Consider the following 22,423-nt stretch of genomic DNA (forward strand, 5'->3'; position numbering starts at 1 on the left):
GGGAGGTATTATGTTGACCTTAAATAAAATAAGTGCAGCTAAAGACGCGGTGCATTATTACACCAATCAAGATAATTATTATTTAAGCGATCGAGATTCGCTTAATAGTCTGTCACGATGGATAGGGAATGGTGCACAAAAGTTACAGCTGTCCGGTCAAATTGAGCCTTCGCAATTTTTGCAGTTACTAGACGGACAATTACCCAGTGGGCAATTGCTGGGTATTATTGATAAAGGAGAACGTCTGCATCGTCCTGGAACCGATGTGACTTTATCAGCGCCTAAGTCTGTATCCATTTTAGCCCTGGTGGGGCAGGACGCGCGCTTGCTTCAAGCCCATCAAGAAGCCGTGAACATTACCTTTGGTCGGATTGAGCAGCTGGCAGCAGAAGCACGCATTACATTTAATGGCGAAACCACCTTTGAAAAAACCCGTAATTTAGTAGCAGCCATGTTTGTCCATACAACCTCTCGTGAATTAGATCCCGATTTGCACACGCATGTACCCATACTCAACATGACCGAACGTTCGGATGGATTATGGCGTTCTTTATCGTCACGAGCAAAAAATGATAAAGAACATCTGGATCATGGTTTTCGTGAATTAATTTATTCTAATCAACATTATTTGGGATTGGTATACATGTCCTCTTTAGCGAAAAAAGTTAAGGAGCTGGGCTACGATATTCGCATTAAAGACAGGTACGGTAATTTTGAGGTTGTAGGTATTAGTGATGAGGCTATTACTGCTACGTCCAAAAGGCGCGTACAGATTCTTGATGATATGAAGGAACGTGGCACAAGTAGTGCGAAGGCTGCTGAAAAATCTAATTTATCAACGCGCAACCCCAAAACTGAAATAAACAGTCAAACGCTGCATCAGCAGTGGGTAGACGAAATTAAAGAGCTTGGTATTGATTTGAGGGCGATAATCCAGGATTCCAAATTAAATAACGGACGAGGAGCGGTTAAAAGCACTCACACTACACCTTTAAGCCCTGATGCGCAAAAAGCCGTGAATGATGCGCTAGCTCATTTGTCCGAATATTCTACGCAAATCCAGCATGGGGCTTTGGTACGCCAGGCCATGACTTTTTCAGCAGGTCTTGTGGGGCATGAGGACATTGAGCGGGAAATTGAATCGCTTTTGGCGGCAAGGACACTCCAGGGGAAACCCTTGGAATATTATACAACGGCGCCTCTTCTTGCCCGCGAGAAGGAGTTTATTGCAAAAACTACCAACGAGTTAAAAGTAAGTTTTTCGTTGTCCGTACCAAATCACGGGCTCACATCTTCAGTATTTAAAAATAACGAACGCATTCAAATCATTGATGTAGCCGGTTTTCGGTGCGAGAAAGAGCTGATTCAAGACATGGTGCATCTTGCAGAAGCGCATTTTCTCAATTCTTATGTACTTCACCCTGGTAGCCTAAAAACGCAGCAACTTCGAGCAGATATCAAGCATTTGGATACAGGATTTATTTCCAGGATTAAAAATTTGTTTAAAGACGATATTGTACATACGGTGTCTGGGTTTCAATATCATTATGGGAAACACATCAAATCGTCACCGTTTTTGAGAAAAAAGCAAGATTTGGTGATTGTCCATGATGCACAAAAACTTTCTTTTGATGATTTATCTGCGTTAAGCGATATTACTCAAGCACACAGAAGCAAACTCATTTTATTGAATAACTCGGCAGGAACCTTAGGCTTTAGTGCAGGAAATCCTATTAAGATTTTAAAAGAGCAGGGCATTCATTCGTATAAATCGTTAACAGCGCCTATCAAAGGGGAGCTCAAGCTCTCGATTGGAAAACAAGTTAATGAATCCATGAGTACCGCTTGGCTTCAATTGACTCCAGAACAACAGCAAAAAAGTGCGCTGGTTGCCTTGAATAACAAACAAAAAGAGGCCATAACGTGCCAGATACGAGAAGGGCTGGTGCAACAGGGTCAGTTATCAAGATTTATGAAAAAGGTCTCTGTTTTGACGACAGTTTCCTTGACACAAACGGAAAAAGGATACGCTCACTCTTATAAAGTGGGTGATAAAATTACGTTTTATAATGAAGGGCGAATACCGAAGCACTATAAGGTGTGTGAAGTTGATACCAATGGGCTGCATTTAGAAAATGCCCAAGGCAAGACAAGTCTGTTTTCTTATAACACCAAAGAAGACTTTCGTGTATCACGAGAAAAAATACTGGAAGTCGCTGTTGGTGAGCGGTTAATTAATGAACAATCCCTAGTTCATCAGCGCGTTAAATATGCGCCTAAGAGTTCGTTTGTTGTGTCAAAAATTACTGAAGAGGGAATTTATGTTCGCCATGAGTCCAACACCTTATTTTTGACTAATAAAGCGTTGTCCGAACATCATTTTGATTATGATTATTGTAAAAAACCGCATGAGATAAAACCAGACACCACACAAGTGTTTATAGCGGCAAGACCGTACCAGCTCAATCGTAATCTCATCGGAGAAATTGGTGAAAACGCACAACAGGTGCTTTTATTTACGGATGATGAACAAAAAGCACAGCGCTTTTTAGAGAGTGTGCAATTGAAATGGACTGCTTATGATGTGCAACAAAAAAAGCCCGATTTAGTCTACCGTGATATAGCCTATGCCAATAAGGCTTTGGCGCGAGAAATCAACTCGTTAATTCATCATCTTGAGCTTAAATCGGAAGACAAAGAGGGCATTGCGGCTACAGCGCTCACGTATGCGCTTGCGAAATGCACAGAACGCAATGCAGCCTTTAAACACAGTGATTTAATGACTCATGCGTTGATGCATGCATTAGGAGAGGCCGATTTTGAAGACATTGCCCCATTACTTAAATCGCGAATGGCCGAGTCGCTGGTGTATATGGATACCTATTGGACGACCAAAGAGGCGTTACATATTGAAGAGGCGATTCTTCGCGCTAATTACCAAGAGCAGAATACGGTACAGCCCATTGAGTTGTCATCGCAAAGGCTTTTGTCTTTACCTGAAACCTTAACACAAGGGCAAAAAGATGCCATCACGTTGGTGGTGAGCACTTCCGACCGGTTTGTATCCATTCAAGGGCTTGCAGGTGTTGGTAAGACCACAATGATGCGGCATGTGAAGGACATTGCTGAAAACAATCAATTTCAAGTCCTTGGACTTGCACCGACGCATAAAGCCGTAGAAGAGCTCAATGCAAATGGTATCCAGGCACAAACCGTGGATAGTTTTTTACGCAATGACGGTGGGTTGGGTGCCAGTCACTTAGTCATTGTGGATGAGAGTTCCATGATTGATAATGAGAAGTACCATGCCTTACAGCAAAAGTGCATTGACGCTCAATCTCGAATGGTGTTTACAGGGGATATTACGCAGTTGCAATCTCTAGCTTCAGGAATTCCTCACGAGCTCACTATCAAAAGCCAATCGCAAAAAACAGCGTTTATGACGGAGATTGTGCGTCAAAATCCGAACCCTGAATTAAAAAAAGCAGCGGAGTTTGCATCACGTAGAGAAATTAGCAAGGCTTTTGAACTCATAAAAAACATCGATCCTGAAGAGTATGTGCAGCGAAAAACATCGATACAGGGATTGAATCATTCATCACTGGTTGAAATTAATTGTACTGATGAGGAAGGAAAGAAGGACTATAAATCCATTTATCGTGCTATCGCTGATGATTTTCTCAGCCGAACCCATGAGTGTCAAAAAAATACGCTAATAGTTGCTCATGCGCATGAGGATAGAACACCCATTGAAGTGTTACTACGCGATGGTTTGCGCAAGCAACATCAACTACACAGTCAAGATATATTGTGTAAGCGCTTATTTCCAATCAGCCTGGATCAGGCCGACCAGATACAAGCACATTCTTTTGAACCAGGCGATGTCATTCGGTTTGGTAAAAACTATTCAGTGGCTAAAAAGGACGAGTATTTCACCGTCAAAGCCATTGATAGTGAAGCAAATAAATTGTTCTGTGTTGATGAGTCGCAGGTTGCGTTTACAATCAGTGCTTCTATTTTACCCAAAACAATGCCTTCCTTTTATAAATTGCACGAACGGCCTTTAGCCTCAGGGGATCGGATTCGGTTAAAACGAAATGATGACGTTCGCGGCATTATTGCCAATGAAGAATATACGGTCACACAGGTTTTTGGTGAAACAGTAGGCTTAAGCAACAGTAAAAATCAGGTCACGCTTAATTTAAAAAAACAATCAGATCTTCATTGGGATTATTCCTATACGAATACGGCTTATTCAAGTCAGGGTGCTACATCCAAGTTCATGATTGCCTTGGAATTGGAGGACCGTCTTGTTGTAACCACCCATCGATCTCATGAAATTGATGCAACTCGTGCCAGCCATCAAGCAACTTTTTATACCGATAATTTTGATGGATTGGTTAAAAGACTTGAAGATCCCCTGAAACAACGCGATGCGGATAAAACCTCTGCTGTATTGACCGAAGAGGATTATCGATTGAAGCAACAGAAACAGCAAAGAATCAGTACTCAGTTAATGGATCGTGCTCAAGAACACATTCTGGACGAAGCTAAGGAGCAGAGAAACGATTCTCGACCCGCAAAAAAATATGAGTCTGCTCAAAAGCCGTCTATTAATGCGGATGAACTGTATAAAGGATTATTGAACGTATCTGATTCTTTAGTTAAAAGCCTTTTTGGCGAGCCTAATCATCGATTATCAACGCAGTCTGAATATCGATATGGAGCCAAAGGCAGTTTGAAAATTGATCTTGATTCAGGTCTTTGGCACCATTTTGAGACAGGGGAGTCCGGTAACTTATTTCATCTCATTGAACGTGAAAAGGGTTTATCCGGCTTTAAAGAAACTTTGGAGCATGCGGCGCAATACATCCATTACATCCCTGAATATGAGCGTAAAGCACCACAAAAATTGAATGAGAAAAAAGAGATGTCAGTAAAAGAAGGGAAACGTCAATTAGCCCAAAAGCTATTTCAACAATCACAACCTATTAAAGGCACAATCGCTGAAAAATATTTAATCATCCATCGCGGATTGGCTCATTATGAGCATGCTGATCTAAGGTTTTGTAATTCGGTATACACCAAGACCCATGATGGGCAAAAGCATGTTCCCGCGTTATTGGCTTTTAGTAAAGATGAACAGGGTAATATACATCATGCTCAGATAACAAAATTAGATCTTCATTCTGCACATAAAGATAAGTCGTGTGAGCCTGTGAAACAAACGTTTGGTTCAATCAGTAATTATTTTGTCAACTTAAATCACCATGGTAAAGGCGATATGGCCTATTTTACTGAAGGGGTTGAGACAGGATTAAGTATACTTCAAGCCAATGAACATGCGCGTGTATATGCTGTATTGGGTAAAGCAAATTTTTCAAATATTGATCCAAAAAATACACCCAAACAGGTGGTTATTTGCTTGGATAATGATGGAAAAGACACTTATAAATACGCAAAAAATGAACAAACCAATACGATTATAAAAGCAGCTCAGAGATTACATGATTCTGGTATCCATGTATCCATTATGATTCCTAAGAAAGAAAATACCGATTTAAATGATGTTCTTGTTAAGGAAGGAAAGGATGAGCTAAAAAAACAATTAAACCGATGTCTGAGTTTCGAGGAATTTAAAAAACAATGCGCTTTAGAAAACAAGGAATCGGAGCTAAAAAAAATAAATCGGGATACACAAATTCAGTCTTTGATAAAGCAAGAACGCAAACTTAATGCACAAAGTGATAATGAGTTTATAACACTCAATCAAGGATTAATTAATGGAATTAAAGACCGTGTGTACAACAAAGAGTTTGTAGAAAATACTCGTACTTTTAATAAATCACAGTCTAATCGAGAAATGGAGCGAGAGATTTAAGAAATACCTTTTAACAAATTTGGAATCATCCGTTCAATCATGGCTAATGCAGTTTCTGCATCATAAGCACCGATTTTAGACAAATCTTTGTTATATACACTGTATAAAATTTCAGTAATAATTTGTATGGAGCGAACACTATTTTCGAGTAATAATTGGGTTGATTCATCTGTCTTTTTTTCTAAAGATTGTAGATAAATACGTGCGCCAAATGACAGCATTTCTGCTGCAGTCACATTTAATTCGTTGTTATTCATTTTTGCTATTTTATTCAACGAATGAAGGGTATCTGCGCCAATATCAATAGTTATTTCCATAACGATTCACCTTCTTCTATAGGGACTGTTTTAAGTCCAATTCCGTTCATTTTAAACCGAACTTCTTTATAAGTATTATTCTGAAATCCTGAGAAATTATCGTTTAAATATTCGATGGTTTTTTGTTTTATTTCTTTCAAAGAGTCGTCATTAATATTGGATGAAATAACTAAACTTTGATAATGATTGTGATACATCAAATGGGGTATGGATGCATGAATTTGTTCAATCATTTTTCTTATATCTTGTAATGGATTTTCATTTTTTCTCTGCGGTGAAATCTCATTATGTAAACAAAATTCTAAAAGAAATTTTAATGCTTTTGCAGGTGATGCGTCTGATGAGCCTCGTTTTTGTAACTCAAATTGATGTGCAATTTTATTTAAGTACTCGCGCTCATATTCTGAAATACGTAAGGTAATGACATCATTTTCTTTCATAGAGAGGCTCATTTATTGAATCAAAACAAGTATACAATAGTATCATTTATGTATACAACTGTATTTTTAAGTTGATATCCATTGATTTACAAGGGTTTCATGTATACAATTGTATACATGAGTGTTTTACTTTAAATTACTCGTTTTTTAATGGTATTGAATTATTTCAATATAAATCATATGGTTATGTGCACGTTTTTTAAGCAATCACATTGCGTGGTGTGTGTAGAATCAGAAAATACAACTAGGCACAATCCTTGTGAAGTACTACTATTAGTATAGTTAGAATGATGGATTATGGAATAAATAAAGAGCGCGAGCCTTTGCGCGTTTGTGAAGGAATAAATTAGTTATCTAAATAGGATAAAAAAATGAAACTATTTTTTCAAAAGGATGCGATAATTGATCGTATAAAAAAATTAATACAATTACTCATCCGAATTAAAGATTTTGTATTAGAACCACCACCAGGTTATCTTGAATATCAAAAAGCCATTGCATCAAAAAATGAACATTTTAATTACATGGAAAATGAATATTTTAAACGGCATATTTTACCTTACATGATTAAAGGTCATAGTGTAAATCAGGGCGACCATTCTTCCATTAATCAGCAGCAATTATTTAATAACCATTCACAAGATACTTTTAGAGTAAATCCTGTCACTGGCCTGCCTATGATTGGTTCCTATGATGCGGGAGGGAATCCATTTGGTTTTAATTACAATCACTCCATGCATCATCATATTAATCATCATACCAGCTTTAGCAATATACATACGAGTAACCAATTTAATTCATTTGATTATTGGAATAGATAGTTAACATGAAAAGCCAGCTTGGAGCTATTAGATCAGAAAAGGCATGCTCTTGAATCCAATCAAGCTGGTGAGAGTGTCAATCAATGTGTACGGACTTTAAATATCACGTAATGTAAGTACAAACAGCCCAAGCTTAGTTTTTGTGGTGAAGCTTAACGCGAATACTGCAAATTATGCTGAACAATTACCGATTAGGGTTTTTAGCATAAACATACAAAAATAGCATCAATTTCTATTTGATTGGTGCTGTTTAAATAGGTTTCAATTAAGTATTCAGATTGTTTGTTCGGATCTTCGTCATCTTCAAAAATGGCCTGAGTAATTTTTTCTATAATATTCATAGAACCGCCCCTTATGTAAAGGCCGTAATTTAAGTTTACGGCCTGTTTTATCTGCTTAATCAATCGCGGCATAAATGTCAGTAGCTTCTTTGTGGTATTCGATGTAATCCCGCAACAAATAATATTGATGGATTGTTTTATCCGATTTAGTTTTCCAACACAGTTGATTAAGAACACATAGGGTTGTAATAATTCCAGCAGCATCTGCACTCACTTCACCATCATAGCCGTTGCCTTCCACATATATGGGAAGTGGCTCGTCCATGTCGGGAGCTAAATAAAAACCACGATTGCTCAATTCGTAAAAATGCCAATAGCCGCCTTCGTAAGAAGAGCATATCACTTTTAATGTGTTGTAGATTGCTTGTTCTGCCCTTATCATCATGGTGCCAAAATGTTTAGGCAAAAAAGAAAGGCGTTGCTGATCGCTAACTAGTTTTGAAGTAATGATTGTTGTCATTTTTGATCCTTAATGTTTTCTATTATGTTCCTAAGTGAACAAATACATTATGGCAAAAACCAGTAATTTTGTCAACAAAATACATCTTTTAAATTGACGCTTTTTGTTATTATATGACGATGCTATTTCATTCCACGATGTAATTTATTAGCTTCATCGGAATTGATTTGTTGCGTTCTTGTTATAAATTCAGACGCGCTAAGCCTTTGACCTTGATCTAGCTCAAACCTGCTTATAGATGCAACAGGGTGAGGGGGCTTTCTTGTTCCCAAGTGACTCGCACAAGGTATTCATCCTGTATTTTTATATAGATAATATGCGCATAGAAAATTATTGCCTTTAAAAAATCGCTCATGCTCAATCCAATCTTGAGAGTTTTTGTCAATTGGCCAGCAAGGTGTGTGTATTTGATCGTTTTTATAATGATTTTTTCCTTTGAATAGGTCATTTAAAAAATTTTTAAGCCCCTGGCTTCTAAAATAAGTATGCCTCTCGTCACCATAATGTTTAAAAAATAGTTCGGAAAATCGCTCTAAGGGGCTTTTTTCGATAACAAAAAAATATGGTCAAAGGAGGGGTTTAAGAATCAAATAGCGTTTAATATCAGGCCTTTTTAGCAGCAAATTATTATTGTAATATAATTTTAAGCGTTGAAAATTGAGAAAGCTGTGGATAGAATAACTTAGGGTAATTAATCCACCTACTATATATAGCGTTATCAAAAACTCTTTTACACTCACATCCATTGCTTACTCCATAATTCCTAAATCAAAAATCTTTAAATGAGGACTTTTAACGATCGGTTAATTATAACATTCTTATGGGTAATTGGCGTGTACGGTGATTCAGTTACGTTGCACATTCTGTTAAAATTACATTAATGACAATCAATCTTATTTGATTTTGAGTGCAATCGGGTTATAATATAATTAACCATACCCGCCACGCCTCTTAACAATGCGGACCAGGGCGGGTTATTTATTTTATGCATTCAAAAATGGTTTTTAATAAACCACCTCTTTCCATACCAGAACAAATACATCACTTACGGCAAAAAGGGCTGTTGCTGGATAATGAACAAGAAGCTAGTCAGTATTTGACGACCATTGGTTACTATCGTTTGATGATTTATTTTAAACCTTTTCTCATTAGCTCTGCGACAAGCTCTCACCAATTTAAACCCAACACGCGATTTTCGGATCTTTTAAATTTGTATGCATTTGATAGGGAGCTGCGCTTATTAGTTATCGATGCCCTAGAGCGAATAGAGGTTTCTTTTCGTACCGCTATATCAAATGCCATGAGTTTGAAATATGGCGCACATTGGTATCTAAGCATGGATTTATTTTCTTCGGCTGAGCAACATCAAATGTTTTTGGAGGAGGTTAAATCACATCTGAAACGTTCACACGAAGACTTTATTAAAACGTATTATGCTAAATATAATCATCCAGAACACCCACCAAACTGGATGGTCATGGAATGCATTTCTTTTGGTACAGTGTCCAAGCTCTATGCCAATATTAAAGATCGTACTGTAAGAAAAGAAATTGGTGATACTCTTGGACAATATAGTGAGATCATCAAATCATGGATGCGCTCACTGACTTATACCAGAAATTTATGTGCTCACCATTCTCGCTTATGGAATCGGTTTTTCGTCAATAAACCCAAGGTTTCAGAAATAACAATATCTTTTGAACATAACGAAAGCCCTTTCTATCTTCAAGCTTATATTATTCATGCATTATTAAAAAACAGCTCGCCAGGCAATCATTGGCGCAAACAATTGTTTCATCTTATGCAAAATCATCCTTCTATACCCTTTTCAAAAATGGGATTTTCTGAGTATTGGGAACAAGATGGTTTATGGTTGTTGGAATAGATAATCTCAATAAACCAATTCGATAACACTTGATGGGAACACCTAATACCTTTTGTTATTGGGGTTATAGAGCACAACCCCAATAACTCCGTTATTAATTTTTTATGTCTGCGCTAGCTACATTGCCAGTTATAATACTTTGCTGCAATTGCGATGCGATATCATTCGGTAACTGCGGCAATAAGATCGTACTGGATTTGTTATGTGACCCTATTTCTTTTAATGTATCAAAATATTGAGTAATCAATACCAAGTTCATTATCTCTGCAGACGATACCCCCGGTACGGACTTTTGGAAATCTTCTACAGAATGGCTTAGCCCATTGATAATTGCTTTTCGTTGATTGGCTGTTCCTTCACCTTGTAATCGCTTGCTTTCTGCTTCTGCCTCTGCCTTTTTGACCATCAATATTTTTTCTGCTTCTCCCTTGGCTTGAGCGGCAACTTGCAATCGTTGTTGTTCGTTAATTTCATTCATTGCATTTTTTACTTTGGCTTCTAACTCTATGTTCGTTACTAATGCTTTGATAATTTCAAATCCAAAGTCTTGCATTGTGTCGGTTAAGTGGCTTTTAACGGCATTAGCAATGCTGTCTTTTTTTTCAAAAATATCATCCAAGATCATTGTTGGCGTTTCAGAACGAACTAGATCAAGGACATAGGCTGTAATTTGTTGCGTAGGATCTTCCAATTTATAGTAAGCATCATAAACTCCGCCATCTTTGATGCGATATTGCACGGAAACTTGAATTTGGACAATCACGTTATCTTTTGTCTTGGTTTCGACTTTGACATCTAATTGTTGAATTCGTAACGATAACTTACCGGCAATCCAGTCAATAAAGGGTATTTTAAAATTAAGCCCCGCATGTGCAATAGAGTGATATTTCCCTAAGCGTTCAATAAGTGCAACTTCTTGCTGTTTGACAATAAACAGACCTGTCAAAATAAAAATTAACAAGATAACAGCGATACCAATTAATAGTTCGATCATCATTTATATAACTCCTTATAGTTATAATTTATTATTTAGTTTTAAAAAAAAAATTCAGCAGTAACGGCAGGAATAGAAACGGCCATACATATAAGAAATAACTGACAAATTTTTCTCGCATGGATTCAAAAATGTCTTTTCTTGCTGCATTTGGAACGTAGTAGGCGTGGGATAATTCTAATACGAGCTTTTTATCCTTTTTATCTCTCAAATTTACTTTAATGGCGTTATCTCCCCACGTTTCTGAATAGGTAAATTGATAGGGATGTGTGTTATTGGGTTTCATTTCATTAATATTCACCACATCAAAATCACTTATTGGTTTTGGGCTTTCATCTGAAAACCTGAGCTCATAAAGGAGCTGTTTGCGTTTTACTTGAATATCCGGTTTTTCGTTAGGGTTATACGATTTTTCAATTTTTGATTCAATTACCTTTTCTTTGAGTGGAACCAATTGAAGAGTGAATGCGCTCATGTATCTTTTTTCAGCTAACGCAATTAATCTGTTTTTTATCTGTTGATTTCTGCGCTCTAGTGTTAATCGCTTATCCTGAGGCAAGCCACCTTGAGTCAATAATTGATTATTGCGCTCGTATTCACTATACAGCTCGCCATCAGGTGACTCAAAATCCGGCTTATTGTAAGAGAACGGATGTCCCTTCTGCGAAAATAAAATAGAGCCTGCAGCTAACCCAGTTAAAAATTTAGAATGTTTTACCGTGGGCGATATTCGCTGCGGTTTCGTCTTCCCATGGGTATGAGCTACTCTAAATGATTTAGAAGGCCCTGAATGAGCAGGAAAGGATAAAGAAGCCCCCATGAATAGGGTGAGGGCAAAAAGCCTATTTATAGCAATTAAATAGTTATAACTTCTTAAATAACTCATGTGCGATTCCTTTAGGTAATTTTTTATCAAACCATTTCCAGAGTTCGAATTTATTCGTTCCTTTTTCAAAATGAAGGAAATCTTCTTAAATTTCATCATCATCGTTTATTGGTACATCCACTAATTGGTGCCATAAATTTAAATAATCCATTGTGTTCCCTCCTAATAGCGAGTAGGCTAGAAAAAATCTAGCCTACTTAATTGAATTCCTCTTCTTCGGTATAGTGCAACCCATCAATAAAGGCTTGAGCTACAGAAACGGCCTCTGATTCAGTTTTTAAACCACAAAATCCTTGGACGGTATGGCCATCACAATCATCGATGCGAATATCCGCTATATAGCGTTCATCGGATTCTTGATAACTAATTTCTATTTCGTGTTCTTTATAACGAAGTGTTTTAATCACTCTAATCGGCTTTAAGAATAAATCGTCTGAAACGATTTCTATGACATCCCAATTAATGCCTATTGTGGCATCATGATTTTTTTTAAGGTGTTGTAATACGATACTTGCTTGCTCTTTGCTGAGTAGTGGCCTCACATCCAACACATCATCTATAGACCAAACGATGCTGATTTCTTGTATTAAACTATTTGTTCCGGCTGTTGATATATTGCTCATCAAAATCTCCAATTTTTTATTAAACAGTTAATTAGTGGTAACTCCCTGCTTATGCAGGGAGCATTTTCGAAGTCTAATGATAAGAAGAATAATAAAGAGGGGCGCCATCCCAAAGACTTGCATGCGAGAAGGAGTTCATGCGTACTATGCCTTGCGCGTTTGCTCTTTTTCGAAATGGTTCATCAATAAAACAATTAGGTTTGGCTTTTGTTTTTCCGCAAAAAGCATCGTTGCTGTCAGTGACTTTTTCTTGAGCAATTTCTCTGAGTACCACAGTGGAAGTTCCAATTAGCTCAATGACCTGATAAAAGTCAATGTTAGTTTGCTCGTAACCCCAAGAAGCATAGAGAATGGAACCGATTTGAAGAGGGTGTTTAATCATGATTTATTCCTTATTTTATCTATTATGTTCCTAAGTGAACATCTATAGTATGGCAGACCATAACAAAACAGTCAATATAATAGATGTTTTTAATTTATCTATTTTATGGATTTTATTTGTTGACAAATTTGGTTCTTGTAAATAAACTAAGTAGTGTCATTAGGACAATAAAAGAAAACGAGGTAATTATGATTCATCTAAATCAAACCAATGCACCACTTGAGCTGGCCTTTTCTTTAAACGATTTATTGAGAGCGTTAATGCTTACATCTTCATCTACCAGAAATCAGGATATTTCTTATTCTTACTGGAATAGGTTGTCCATTAAAGAAGCCATCGGCACTTATTTGGAATTAAATACTCTTGTTCATTACCCCCAGCTGTGCAATGCACTAAGGCGGTTGGAGCGTTTAGATTATCAGGTAGAACTTTCTCTGGGGGATATTCCTGAGATGAATCAGCAGGGTATTGAGTCGATGATCTATTCTTTAGAGACAATAAAAAATAAATTATTGGGTGCACGAACTCAAAAAGCCACTCTTGATGCTCAATTCAATAAGCTCGTTTACCTGTACGGACAAAATACAACAGTGCCTGTATTGCGTGCTTTTAAACCTTATTATTATTTGCGAAGAACAAATTACTATAACCAGTACACTACACGTGCCAGAAAAATAAATATTTCCGGTGTTCCTTATTTCATGCATTATCATGGCCACCGATTACAAAAACTAAAAAACCTTCATGAATTAAATGAACACCATTTATTAAGTCACTATTTTGATGCGACAAAACAGGATACAACAGCAATAACCCCAACAATGAGAACTTATTTGTTGGGAGGATTCATCAATACATCCGTGTTTGCGTTTCGTTCTAAATACGATTACAAACAAGCTGGTAAAAAATATTACATCGATTTGGCAACAAACAAAACGTACACGCGACTAAATGATGCAAAAGATTGTGCATTTCAATACTGCAACAGTTCATCACTTATTTTATTAGAGGCTTATTAATGAAAAAATTATTGCGATTCGAAGTGAAACAAAATTTGCGTAGACCCTCAAGGGTTTACGTCAAATCAACGGATGGGAAGAACATTTATGGTTCTTTTCATATGAATGAGCCGGATTTATTTGATGGTTGGGATAATCTTTCAATTAATCAAACGATTGAGTTAAAACAGTTCATGCAGAATCTTAAGGCCATTCATCAGCACTTGCATCCTTCACCAACAAGCACGTTGCTCGATTTGCGCTTTCGATTGCCTTATGAATTTATCGATGTTTTGGAGCAGATTGAAATTATTTGTGACGAACAAAAAGTGGAGTTAAACATCTTTGAACCCATGGTTAGTAGTATGATACAGCAAATTAAAGTTGTAGTAGGGAAGCTTTCAGGTTCCAGCAAAGAACAAGCGTTAACGTTACTGAATCGGGTAAATCTTGCCGAATATAAAAAGCAGGATTTTAGCAATCAAATAAAATCTATTTTTTCAGAATTACAAGCCGTTGTTAATCGTTCTGAAAAATTGCACCACAAAGCGAAGACTTTATTTGATAAGGATAAAAGCTATTCTCCTATGGCTATTAAAGGCATGGCTGGTGGAGAAACAACGCCATCAAAATGGCTAGTAGCTTGTGCTGTTGAAGTATTGCTCGATGAAAAAAACGATATGCTTTTTAAGATTCTCACCGAGGATGATGTGTTTATGCTATGGGCTAAACAATTGCTCGATCAAGAGCATAGTCCTGAGAGCATCATGCATAAAATAGATACGCTCAATAAAAATGAGTTAATTAATAAGATTAAATGCTATAAAAAATCAATATGATAAAATAGTAACCATTTGCATAGATAATTTTTACAAGAGAGGTATTGATAGTGTTCTTAACATTTACAAACGTCTTTATCATTTTGCTAGGCCTTGTGCTTACGTGGTGCATTCTATTTTCTATTTTCAATGAAAAATCATCGCAGCGTTTGGGTATAAAGCTAGGGATCTTGGTATTGTTCCTATCTCCATTCATCGCTAAATTAAGTTATGATTTTTATGCGACTGCTTCGCGTCAATTGTTTCTTATGGGTGCCAATGGTGAAATTCAATTAGCGTATTCACCATTAAAAGTGCCAAAGAACCAAAATAACCATTATTGCGATCGCTTTACAGACAGCAAAGGTAATTTATTAAACCGCTCTACAGTAGGTGATAAGCATCTATTTTGTGGTGTTTTTTGGAATATGGGGGAACATGATGTGGTGTTTTTGCCTTACAAACTTTTGGACAATAATAAAGCCATCTATTGGGCTTCACCAGAACTAAAAATTATCGGCCCAATGCCTCCTGAACTCCTTTTAATAAAAAACAAAGAAAAAAATACCCATTCTATTTCATCAGTAAAACCCAATAGAATTTATGTTGAAGCAGGTAAAACGGCGCATATTATAGTAACAAAACAATTTAAGCTTCCATCTGATACGGCTCATAAGGAAAAAACAGTTTTATCTGGGACAGTGTTATCAGGAGTTACTCTAAAACCGTTTTACGCTTCAGAAAAACAAAGCCAAAGACGTTTTAAATTATTTATTGGAAACACAACATGTATCGCATCGTCAGATACACATATTAGACCTGATTACGATACAGCAACTGCTATGGCTAAAATTATCAGCTTAAATTGTTCTAATGATGAGGAACATGCGATTCCTATAGAAGCAATAGCGACCATTTCTGGAAGAACACTATACCCTAAAGAATAAACGATGAGCTAAAGCACTCACACCATGATCAAAAAAGGGAACTGTTATAATGCGCATAAATCTAAAAACACCAATATACTACTTATCGTTTTTACTGTTGGTTTTGTCTTATTTGTCGCTTTCTTTTGAAACCGCTTTAAAATCAGGGGTATTTTCCTCTTATAGCGATTTATTTACCCCAATAACCCATATTTTTTACTGGCCAAGGTTTGCTTTGCTTCTAGCGCCTGCTCTTGTTTTGATTATTTTTACTTCTGTTAAAATGAAGAATTATGAGTTTATTTTAAAAGGGTTTTTCCTTTTTACAGCACCAGTTATTATAAGTAACAATATCAGTTTATTTTCAGCCCCTAATGTAATTCCCCATCTAAATCAGCCTCAACAATTCATACAGCTTTATTATTATGCCTCATGGATCAAATCAATAACTTGGATGGGGATTATTCTACTAGGCTTGATTTGGACTTTTCAAAAGGAACCACAGCCGACAGGAGCACAAGCCCATTAAGATATAGCGGATTCATTATCATTGCTATGGATCGGGCAGATTATTTATTACTCAACAAGTAATACAGTCTGGTTTTTCTCTGTTCCCAGCCTGTCTATAATGGCTGTTTTTATTGAAACACCTAATTTATCCGCTTCAATTCGCAGTTCTTTGTAGCCTTCATAACTATGTAACGCATCAAACATAAGCCAATGCTCATCCATTAATACACAGTTTCGCTGTTCTTCATTCATTTTTACCCCTTAACTGACACCATATTAATTATACGGTAATTACGTCTAACATTAGCAAGAACTCACATAATTGTTTTGATTGGTAAATGATTATTATCAACGATCCATGTGACATCATAAGAATTCAGTTTAATTTTTTGTACTTTCATATATATGTTCCAACGTTATCTAAAAATAAGACATAATTTCGACGTTGTACACGTTGGACGGAAATATCCTTAGGTCTGATTATCAGGATAATCAGATAATTTATATATTAATCAAGTGGTTACGTTATTGATTTTTTTAAAACTTCAGTGCCACTTAAGCATCAACAGGACTTACGAAAAACCCCACCTATTAGGCCAATAGATCAAAGAAAAACAAGAGAATTCTCAAGGAGAGGATGTCGAAAAGATCATTTGCAATGTAGTTTTATTTATCTAAGATGGCGTATATTTTTTCCGACAGAGCGCAGCCATAGCCCGCCCAAGAAAGTCATTTGGCCGATTAGAATATTGCCAATATTTGCTAAGTAGCCAAGTCAATTATACGCTCACCAATTATGCGGAGCATGTATCTGATGTAAGCCATGATTTGGTAAAATTGTACCTAGAAAGAGAGCGATTAACAGCCAGTGACGTTTGGTTACAAGTTAAGGCTGAGCTTGTGGCAAGTGAGGAAGGATTTATTGTATTCGATGATACGGTTCTAGATAAAAGCCATTCCCGCCATATCGAATCAGTACGTTGGCAGTACAGTGGTAATGCCCATGGCGTTATTCGCGGAATAGGACTGGTTAACTGCATCTACGTTAACCCACAGACCGAGCAATTTTGGGTTATCGATTTTAGAATTTTTGACCCGGAAAAAGACGGGAAAGGTAAAGCAGACCATGTGAAAGACATGCTTAATAATATTGTTTACCACAAGAAATTACCGTTTAAAACGGTGTTAATGGATACCTGGTATGCTACCAGCACGCTGATGTTGTTTATCAATGATCATAACAAAATATTCTATTGCCCCATGAGAAAAAATCGATTAGCTAAACTCAAGGGGTCTGATGAAACCTACCAGCCATTGCGTAGCTTTGAATGGAGCGAAGATGAATTAAGACACGGCAAGCTCATTAGGCTTAAAGGGATGCCTGAGCATTTACAGATGAAGTTGTTTTCTGTTGCTATTTCTTCTAATAGAACAGATCTTATTGCTACTAATGATACGTCACAAACTTGCGCTAATGACACGAAGAAAATTTGTGCCATACGATGGTATGTGGAACAATTTCATCGCGAAGTGAAGCAGCTTACTGGTATTGATAAATGTCAGTGCCGCAAGCAACGCATACAACGAAATCACATCGCCTGCGCTATTTATGTCTGGGTTAATTTGAAAAAAATTGCTTACCAAACGGCACAAACTGTCTATCAAATAAAAAAAAACCTCTTAAAAAATTATCTTATCAATGAACTAAAAAATCCTTCTGTTTTAATGAGTTTTTCGTAAGTCCTGATCAAATGAAAATAGCGGCTAATTTTTTGGTTGCTGATTTTGAACGATAATTTATGGATCTTTTGACTTTAACTCCCTTACTTCTTCTACCAGAGAAGCAATTTGATTTATAAAAAGAGGATGTGCCAGTATAATCCAATCACTAATGATGAGTGGATTATTCATAGAGGCTTTCCAAAGGTTTTATCCTCAATCTTTGGTTATTCTTTTTCTTCCTCATCTAATAACATTTCATTCAAATCAAATTCAACACCATTCAGAAATGATTCAATTCGATTGAATAATGTTTTATTTATTGAAGTTAAATGCTGGGGGTTATTTCTTATATCTTCAGCTATAGAATCCAGAAAATTATCTATAGTAGGCATCTTGATTTTCTTCCATTTTCGAAAGGAATACATGCCCATCAGGCTGAACAGTATCAGGAATAATAATTTGATATCTATCTGTTAAAGTAGATTCAATGTGTAATAGGTTGGCCACAATTTCTCTCCTAAATACCTCATATAATATATCGCAATGCAAATGCATTACCAAGTCAAGATCGGGTTTATAATAGATCAATAGGTGGCGGCTTCTTATGCCCTATCCTCTGTCGCAACTTGTTTTATGTAACGCGTTAATAACAGCGGTAGGGTTGCTTGCAATAACAGTTAAATAAGCTCTTGCAGATGATTCCGGCGTTCGTTCACCCCGCTCCCATTTTTCTAATGTTCGAACACTGAACCCGAATTCTTCACAAAATTTTTGTCGGCTCATATGCATTTTCTTTCTAATAGCCATAACATCTACTTGAGTAGGAACCAGCACTTCATGTGTAACTGCGCCTTCCTGATTACCTTTGGCATACTCAAGAGCTTCTTGGGCGCCGCGAATTAAACTTTCACCTAAATCACTCATGTTCAACCTCCCCATAAACCTTAACAATAGATTTAATAATGGTTTTTAATATGCTCTTCTCGCTTTCGGAAATATTTTCCTTCTTGCTCTTTCCGTAGGCAGTAAATAAAAAAATGGGTATTTTTTGGTTATGATAATAGTATATAACTCGAGCACCACCACTCTTACCCTGATTACTATCAGTTGTCCAACGAATCTTCCTTGCCCCACCAGTGCCGGGGATGAGATCTCCTTCCGTAGGATTTTGAGCAATATGACTTACAAAGTCCTCTCTGCTTTTCTTATCCATACAAGATTCTGCTTGCTTTAAATATTCAGCCGTTTCAACCACAACTTGTAATTTTTTTATTATTTTCATAATGACATTATGACCCCAAAGGGGTTATTTGTCAACCCTAATGGGGTTGTTCCTGAAAGTATATGCTTATTAATTAGAGACTAACCATGACATGTTTATATAAGTATATTGAATGTTAATTGAATAATTAAAACTAGCCATATCTCCTGCTATAATCAACTGAATTAATTGTGAAAGGATATACAATGGAAAGCCAAATAAACATTGAATATATTTATGATAAAAATATAAATATACTCCTTGGTGCGGGAGCCTCTTATGGCTTATTCCCAACCTTGGAATTAATGTTAGAAGGCGAGAATGGTAACCGATTCACTATCGAAACTTTAGCGGAAAAATTTGAAAGCCAAAATCAACCTAAACTAAAAACTTTACTATTTATGTATTATTTTAAATCATGTATAAAACCTGTTTTAGAATTTTGTATACATAATTTAGAGACTTCCAAACAAAATGTAATACTGCAATATAGTAATTTTATCCATACGATTTTAAGTATTTTATATAAACGCACATCGCCTAAACGAAGATGTAATATTTTTACAACAAACTATGATGGATGTATAGCTCTTTCATCGGAAGAAATATTAAAACAAGGGCAACGCGATTTTATCTTAAATGATGGAACAAGAGGGTTTAGAAAAAAATATTTACAAGCCAAAAACTTTAATACATTTTTATGCCAGACAGGAATTTTTGAGAAAAATTATATCGATGTACCTCAAATAAATCTAATTCATCTACATGGTTCGGCTTATTGGCAGAAAGAAGATGATCGCATAATTGTCGATTATCAATCATCAGGTAAATTTTCAGAAATAGGCCAAATTGTTACTCAAATGAGTCCTCTATTAGATCAATTCACAGACATAATTTCTTCTGATAAATCAGAATTTTCATCTTTAAACTCTATGCGCTTAGATGATTTAAGTTATGATTTGGAACAACAGTTCTGGCAGGAATACAAAAAAATACCTATTGTTAATCCTGAAAAGTGGAAGTTTCATGAAACGGTATTTGAGGAACATTATTATCAAATGCTCAGGGCTTTAAGTTATGAACTTGAAAAGGATCATACCATACTTATCTCATTTGGTTTTTCTTTTGCTGATGAACATATACTTAATTTGATTAAACGTTCTTTATCAAATCATCTACTGCAGTTATTCGTTTGCTGTTTTAATGATCAAGAAAAAAAGAATCTGGAAAAAAAGTTTCTTGGATATAAGAACATACAATTTATTTCCTGCAAGGAAAATTTAAATTTTGAAATATTTAATACCAATGTTTTCACTTTGGAACCCAATAACCCAGAGAGACAATAATGACCATTTTAGTAGGTGAGGTTATAGCGGTGCACGGTATAAAAATAATTTTAAAAATTTTCGATGAATCAAGTAAAGATACTATATTTTATAAAGGGAATAAGTTTAAAGGTGTATCTATTCGAGAACATTTAATTATTCAAAGGGGGTTTATAAATATTGCCTGTATTGTTGAAGGGGAATTTCTTGACGAATCTAGATTTGAGGCAGAGAGCAACAAAATCACATATATAAGAAAGGTAGAAGTTAAACCTATTGGTTACTTTAAAAAAGATATTTTTACCGAAGGAATTAAATTTTTACCCATGATTAAAGATCCGGTGTTTCTTATTTCTGAAGAAGAAATATCTAAAATCTATCATAATGACATGGCAAATCATGATCTTGTTATTGGCAAAATGTTAAAAGAAAATATACCTGTCTATCTTCAATGGGAAAAACTGTTCAACACACATATTGGTATATTTGGAAATACCGGAAGTGGTAAGTCGAATACTTTAGCAAAGTTATATACAACTTTATTTAATTCAAAATTAAATGAAATTAAAAATAAAAGCCAATTCATATTAATCGATTTCAATGGTGAATATACGAATGATCAGCTGGTCCAAGAAAAAGACAAAACCGTTTACCATTTAAATACTCGAGGAACTGGAAGGGAAAAAAATAAATTTCCCATTAGTCCAGAGAATTTATTGGATTCAGAAGTATTAGGCTTATTATTTAAAGCAACCTCAAATACGCAAAAGCCTTTCCTAGATAGATTAGTTAATTCTTGGAAAAAATATTATGACGAAGACACTAATAGTAATCTTCTCGCCTATATAAAATACACCTTTAAAAAATCATTTTCCGCATCATCCCAAAAAAAGGAAGTTAAAGATTTACTTCTCACTGCAATGGTAAATATTAATAATAAGGATATGGAAGAGTTTCTAAATAAAATATCGTGGCACTCTACTCAGGAACATTTTATTACTGATAGTAACCAACACTTCAATGGTAGTGAAGAGTCTTATAAACTAATAATGAAGGCCAATGTTGATAAAATAACGATTGAAAATATTGATTTTTTTAAAGAGCTAATTATTCGTGTTCATTTACAGTTAACTAATGATTTAACTTCAAGTCATTTTCAATTTGAGCACATACAACCATTATTAAAAAGAATAGAATCTACAGTAAAAGACTTGGAAAAAACTTTATCTGTTTCTTCGAAAAAGCATAATACTCACTTTTTGAAAATCATATCATTAAGAAAATGCAATCAAGATATTAAAAAAATTATTCCTCTACTTTTAGCTAAATACTATTATGAATCTCATAAAAAAACTGTTAACAGCCCACCGGAAAAGACTTTACATTTAATCATTGATGAAGCCCATAATGTCTTATCTCTGCAGTCAACACGTGAACAAGAAAGCTGGAAAGATTATCGTTTGGAATTATTTGAAGAAATAATTAAAGAAGGACGTAAATTTGGTGTTTTTTTGACATTATCAAGCCAACGACCCGCCGATATTTCCGCAACAATAATGTCTCAGATTCATAATTTTTTTATACATCGCCTCGTAAATGATAAAGATTTATTTTTACTAGATAATACTATAAGCACGTTAGATACATTATCAAAAGGTATGATCCCAAACTTAGCAAAAGGCTGCTGTATAATAACAGGTACATCTTTTAATCTGCCACTCGTAGTCCAAGTAGACAAATTGGAAAGACAGCATCAACCAGATAGTGAAGATGTTAACTTAGCTGAAATATGGCGATAAAATTCGTCATATTTCATAATTATGTAAAGTGAAT

At 35.7% G+C, this 22,423-nt stretch carries 24 protein-coding genes; 10 read left to right on the top strand and 14 right to left on the bottom strand.

The genetic code is table 11. The features are described 5' to 3' along the window. Nucleotides 1–10: 10 nt before the first annotated feature. Complete coding sequence (gene traI, locus Lstg_RS15640) at nt 11–5,881, top strand: conjugative transfer relaxase/helicase TraI (protein ID WP_058478553.1); 5,871 nt, start codon at nt 11–13, stop codon at nt 5,879–5,881. Here the strand turns inward: traI and Lstg_RS15645 are convergent. Together Lstg_RS15645 and Lstg_RS15650 are read right to left on the bottom strand one after the other, a co-directional pair. Beyond that, nucleotides 5,878–6,198, bottom strand: a complete 321-nt coding sequence (locus tag Lstg_RS15645; protein WP_058478554.1) for a hypothetical protein — start codon at nt 6,196–6,198, stop codon at nt 5,878–5,880. The genes traI and Lstg_RS15645 overlap by 4 nt on opposite strands. Beyond that, nucleotides 6,189–6,638, bottom strand: coding sequence for a hypothetical protein (locus Lstg_RS15650; RefSeq protein ID WP_058478555.1), 450 nt, complete (start codon nt 6,636–6,638; stop codon nt 6,189–6,191). Before Lstg_RS15650 ends, Lstg_RS15645 begins: the two co-directional genes overlap by 10 nt. A gap of 371 nt (nt 6,639–7,009) precedes the next feature. On the opposite strand from Lstg_RS15650, the gene Lstg_RS15655 reads away from it, so the two are divergent. Further along, nucleotides 7,010–7,459 carry a hypothetical protein gene (locus Lstg_RS15655; protein WP_058478556.1) on the top strand — a complete coding sequence of 150 codons (450 nt, stop codon included), beginning with the start codon at nt 7,010–7,012 and terminating at the stop codon, nt 7,457–7,459. A 200-nt stretch (nt 7,460–7,659) separates the two neighbouring features. Here Lstg_RS15655 and Lstg_RS17760 read toward each other — a convergent pair whose 3' ends face one another. Together Lstg_RS17760 and Lstg_RS15660 are read right to left on the bottom strand one after the other, a co-directional pair. After that, the gene (locus Lstg_RS17760; RefSeq protein WP_156413874.1) at nt 7,660–7,800 is read right to left on the bottom strand and encodes a hypothetical protein; all 141 of its coding nucleotides are present in this window, start codon (nt 7,798–7,800) and stop codon (nt 7,660–7,662) included. Between the two features lie 55 nt (nt 7,801–7,855). Next, on the bottom strand, nt 7,856–8,260 hold the full coding sequence (locus tag Lstg_RS15660; protein ID WP_058478557.1) for an antirestriction protein: 405 nt from the start codon (nt 8,258–8,260) through the stop codon (nt 7,856–7,858). A gap of 985 nt (nt 8,261–9,245) precedes the next feature. Here Lstg_RS15660 and Lstg_RS15675 point away from each other — a divergent pair. Beyond that, a complete protein-coding gene (locus Lstg_RS15675) occupies nt 9,246–10,145 on the top strand; it encodes an Abi family protein (RefSeq protein ID WP_058478560.1) in 900 nt (299 codons plus the stop codon). 94 nt (nt 10,146–10,239) lie between these two features. Here Lstg_RS15675 and Lstg_RS15680 read toward each other — a convergent pair whose 3' ends face one another. The 4 genes from Lstg_RS15680 to Lstg_RS15695 form a co-directional block, all read right to left on the bottom strand. Then, nucleotides 10,240–11,142, bottom strand: coding sequence for an SPFH domain-containing protein (locus Lstg_RS15680; RefSeq protein WP_172462864.1), 903 nt, complete (start codon nt 11,140–11,142; stop codon nt 10,240–10,242). Nucleotides 11,143–11,170: 28 nt separating this feature from the next. Then, entirely contained in the window at nt 11,171–12,025 is an 855-nt protein-coding gene (locus tag Lstg_RS15685) for a hypothetical protein (protein ID WP_230849093.1), read from the bottom strand. A gap of 197 nt (nt 12,026–12,222) precedes the next feature. Continuing rightward, entirely contained in the window at nt 12,223–12,648 is a 426-nt protein-coding gene (locus tag Lstg_RS15690; protein WP_058478561.1) for a hypothetical protein, read from the bottom strand. A gap of 73 nt (nt 12,649–12,721) precedes the next feature. Next, entirely contained in the window at nt 12,722–13,030 is a 309-nt protein-coding gene (locus tag Lstg_RS15695) for a hypothetical protein (protein ID WP_058478562.1), read from the bottom strand. A 188-nt stretch (nt 13,031–13,218) separates the two neighbouring features. Here Lstg_RS15695 and Lstg_RS15700 point away from each other — a divergent pair, with 188 nt between their 5' ends. From Lstg_RS15700 to Lstg_RS15715, 4 genes are read left to right on the top strand one after another with little or no spacing between them, the layout of a single operon-like run. Further along, nucleotides 13,219–14,049: a hypothetical protein gene (locus Lstg_RS15700; RefSeq protein ID WP_058478563.1), complete on the top strand. Its 831-nt coding sequence runs from the start codon at nt 13,219–13,221 to the stop codon at nt 14,047–14,049. Further along, nucleotides 14,049–14,867 carry a hypothetical protein gene (locus Lstg_RS15705; RefSeq protein ID WP_058478564.1) on the top strand — a complete coding sequence of 273 codons (819 nt, stop codon included), beginning with the start codon at nt 14,049–14,051 and terminating at the stop codon, nt 14,865–14,867. Before Lstg_RS15700 ends, Lstg_RS15705 begins: the two co-directional genes overlap by 1 nt. A gap of 50 nt (nt 14,868–14,917) precedes the next feature. Further along, the gene (locus Lstg_RS15710; RefSeq protein ID WP_058478565.1) at nt 14,918–15,793 is read left to right on the top strand and encodes a hypothetical protein; all 876 of its coding nucleotides are present in this window, start codon (nt 14,918–14,920) and stop codon (nt 15,791–15,793) included. A 49-nt stretch (nt 15,794–15,842) separates the two neighbouring features. Continuing rightward, nucleotides 15,843–16,301 (top strand): hypothetical protein, encoded by a 459-nt coding sequence (locus tag Lstg_RS15715; RefSeq protein WP_058478566.1) that lies wholly within the window; start codon nt 15,843–15,845, stop codon nt 16,299–16,301. Between the two features lie 47 nt (nt 16,302–16,348). On the opposite strand, the gene Lstg_RS15720 is transcribed toward Lstg_RS15715, so the two are convergent. After that, nucleotides 16,349–16,534, bottom strand: a complete 186-nt coding sequence (locus Lstg_RS15720) for a hypothetical protein (protein WP_058478567.1) — start codon at nt 16,532–16,534, stop codon at nt 16,349–16,351. Nucleotides 16,535–16,993: 459 nt separating this feature from the next. Here Lstg_RS15720 and Lstg_RS15725 point away from each other — a divergent pair, with 459 nt between their 5' ends. Beyond that, nucleotides 16,994–18,022 (top strand): IS701 family transposase, encoded by a 1,029-nt coding sequence (locus Lstg_RS15725; protein ID WP_058478568.1) that lies wholly within the window; start codon nt 16,994–16,996, stop codon nt 18,020–18,022. A 57-nt stretch (nt 18,023–18,079) separates the two neighbouring features. Here the strand turns inward: Lstg_RS15725 and Lstg_RS18115 are convergent, their stop codons facing one another. The 5 genes from Lstg_RS18115 to Lstg_RS15735 all read right to left on the bottom strand — a co-directional run bounded on the left by Lstg_RS18115 (nt 18,080) and on the right by Lstg_RS15735 (nt 19,286). Continuing rightward, nucleotides 18,080–18,193, bottom strand: a complete 114-nt coding sequence (locus Lstg_RS18115; protein WP_147286496.1) for a type II toxin-antitoxin system YhaV family toxin — start codon at nt 18,191–18,193, stop codon at nt 18,080–18,082. Nucleotides 18,194–18,228: 35 nt separating this feature from the next. Further along, nucleotides 18,229–18,396, bottom strand: coding sequence for a type II toxin-antitoxin system PrlF family antitoxin (locus Lstg_RS18035; protein WP_230849074.1), 168 nt, complete (start codon nt 18,394–18,396; stop codon nt 18,229–18,231). Further along, on the bottom strand, nt 18,380–18,511 hold the full coding sequence (locus Lstg_RS18120) for an AbrB/MazE/SpoVT family DNA-binding domain-containing protein (protein WP_261341902.1): 132 nt from the start codon (nt 18,509–18,511) through the stop codon (nt 18,380–18,382). The genes Lstg_RS18035 and Lstg_RS18120 overlap by 17 nt, the downstream gene beginning before the upstream one ends. A 102-nt stretch (nt 18,512–18,613) precedes the next feature. Beyond that, on the bottom strand, nt 18,614–18,928 hold the full coding sequence (locus Lstg_RS15730) for a helix-turn-helix domain-containing protein (protein WP_058478569.1): 315 nt from the start codon (nt 18,926–18,928) through the stop codon (nt 18,614–18,616). Further along, nucleotides 18,921–19,286 carry a type II toxin-antitoxin system RelE/ParE family toxin gene (locus Lstg_RS15735; RefSeq protein ID WP_058478570.1) on the bottom strand — a complete coding sequence of 122 codons (366 nt, stop codon included), beginning with the start codon at nt 19,284–19,286 and terminating at the stop codon, nt 18,921–18,923. Before Lstg_RS15735 ends, Lstg_RS15730 begins: the two co-directional genes overlap by 8 nt. Before the next feature lie 185 nt (nt 19,287–19,471). On the opposite strand from Lstg_RS15735, the gene Lstg_RS15740 reads away from it, so the two are divergent. Both Lstg_RS15740 and Lstg_RS15745 read left to right on the top strand, forming a co-directional pair. Further along, nucleotides 19,472–20,611 carry an SIR2 family protein gene (locus Lstg_RS15740; protein ID WP_058478571.1) on the top strand — a complete coding sequence of 380 codons (1,140 nt, stop codon included), beginning with the start codon at nt 19,472–19,474 and terminating at the stop codon, nt 20,609–20,611. Next, nucleotides 20,611–22,389 (top strand): ATP-binding protein, encoded by a 1,779-nt coding sequence (locus Lstg_RS15745; protein ID WP_058478572.1) that lies wholly within the window; start codon nt 20,611–20,613, stop codon nt 22,387–22,389. The genes Lstg_RS15740 and Lstg_RS15745 overlap by 1 nt, the downstream gene beginning before the upstream one ends. Nucleotides 22,390–22,423: the final 34 nt, after the last annotated feature.

The organism is Legionella steigerwaltii, from assembly GCF_001468065.1.
GTDB classification, from domain to species: domain Bacteria; phylum Pseudomonadota; class Gammaproteobacteria; order Legionellales; family Legionellaceae; genus Legionella; species Legionella steigerwaltii.

Coding starts and splice junctions, on each gene's coding strand:
- Lstg_RS15700 (WP_058478563.1), top strand. CDS start 13,219: ATGATTCATCTAAATCAAACCAATGCACCACTTGAGCTGGCCTTTTCT.
- Lstg_RS15715 (WP_058478566.1), top strand. CDS start 15,843: ATGCGCATAAATCTAAAAACACCAATATACTACTTATCGTTTTTACTG.
- Lstg_RS15650 (WP_058478555.1), bottom strand. CDS start 6,638: ATGAAAGAAAATGATGTCATTACCTTACGTATTTCAGAATATGAGCGC.
- Lstg_RS15680 (WP_172462864.1), bottom strand. CDS start 11,142: ATGATGATCGAACTATTAATTGGTATCGCTGTTATCTTGTTAATTTTT.
- Lstg_RS17760 (WP_156413874.1), bottom strand. CDS start 7,800: ATGAATATTATAGAAAAAATTACTCAGGCCATTTTTGAAGATGACGAA.
- Lstg_RS18115 (WP_147286496.1), bottom strand. CDS start 18,193: ATGAATAATCCACTCATCATTAGTGATTGGATTATACTGGCACATCCT.
- Lstg_RS15655 (WP_058478556.1), top strand. CDS start 7,010: ATGAAACTATTTTTTCAAAAGGATGCGATAATTGATCGTATAAAAAAA.
- traI (WP_058478553.1), top strand. CDS start 11: ATGTTGACCTTAAATAAAATAAGTGCAGCTAAAGACGCGGTGCATTAT.
- Lstg_RS15730 (WP_058478569.1), bottom strand. CDS start 18,928: ATGAGTGATTTAGGTGAAAGTTTAATTCGCGGCGCCCAAGAAGCTCTT.
- Lstg_RS15645 (WP_058478554.1), bottom strand. CDS start 6,198: ATGGAAATAACTATTGATATTGGCGCAGATACCCTTCATTCGTTGAAT.
- Lstg_RS15690 (WP_058478561.1), bottom strand. CDS start 12,648: ATGAGCAATATATCAACAGCCGGAACAAATAGTTTAATACAAGAAATC.
- Lstg_RS15740 (WP_058478571.1), top strand. CDS start 19,472: ATGGAAAGCCAAATAAACATTGAATATATTTATGATAAAAATATAAAT.
- Lstg_RS15675 (WP_058478560.1), top strand. CDS start 9,246: ATGCATTCAAAAATGGTTTTTAATAAACCACCTCTTTCCATACCAGAA.
- Lstg_RS15720 (WP_058478567.1), bottom strand. CDS start 16,534: ATGAATGAAGAACAGCGAAACTGTGTATTAATGGATGAGCATTGGCTT.
- Lstg_RS15745 (WP_058478572.1), top strand. CDS start 20,611: ATGACCATTTTAGTAGGTGAGGTTATAGCGGTGCACGGTATAAAAATA.
- Lstg_RS15660 (WP_058478557.1), bottom strand. CDS start 8,260: ATGACAACAATCATTACTTCAAAACTAGTTAGCGATCAGCAACGCCTT.
- Lstg_RS18035 (WP_230849074.1), bottom strand. CDS start 18,396: ATGCCTACTATAGATAATTTTCTGGATTCTATAGCTGAAGATATAAGA.
- Lstg_RS15695 (WP_058478562.1), bottom strand. CDS start 13,030: ATGATTAAACACCCTCTTCAAATCGGTTCCATTCTCTATGCTTCTTGG.
- Lstg_RS15685 (WP_230849093.1), bottom strand. CDS start 12,025: ATGAGTTATTTAAGAAGTTATAACTATTTAATTGCTATAAATAGGCTT.
- Lstg_RS15705 (WP_058478564.1), top strand. CDS start 14,049: ATGAAAAAATTATTGCGATTCGAAGTGAAACAAAATTTGCGTAGACCC.
- Lstg_RS15735 (WP_058478570.1), bottom strand. CDS start 19,286: ATGAAAATAATAAAAAAATTACAAGTTGTGGTTGAAACGGCTGAATAT.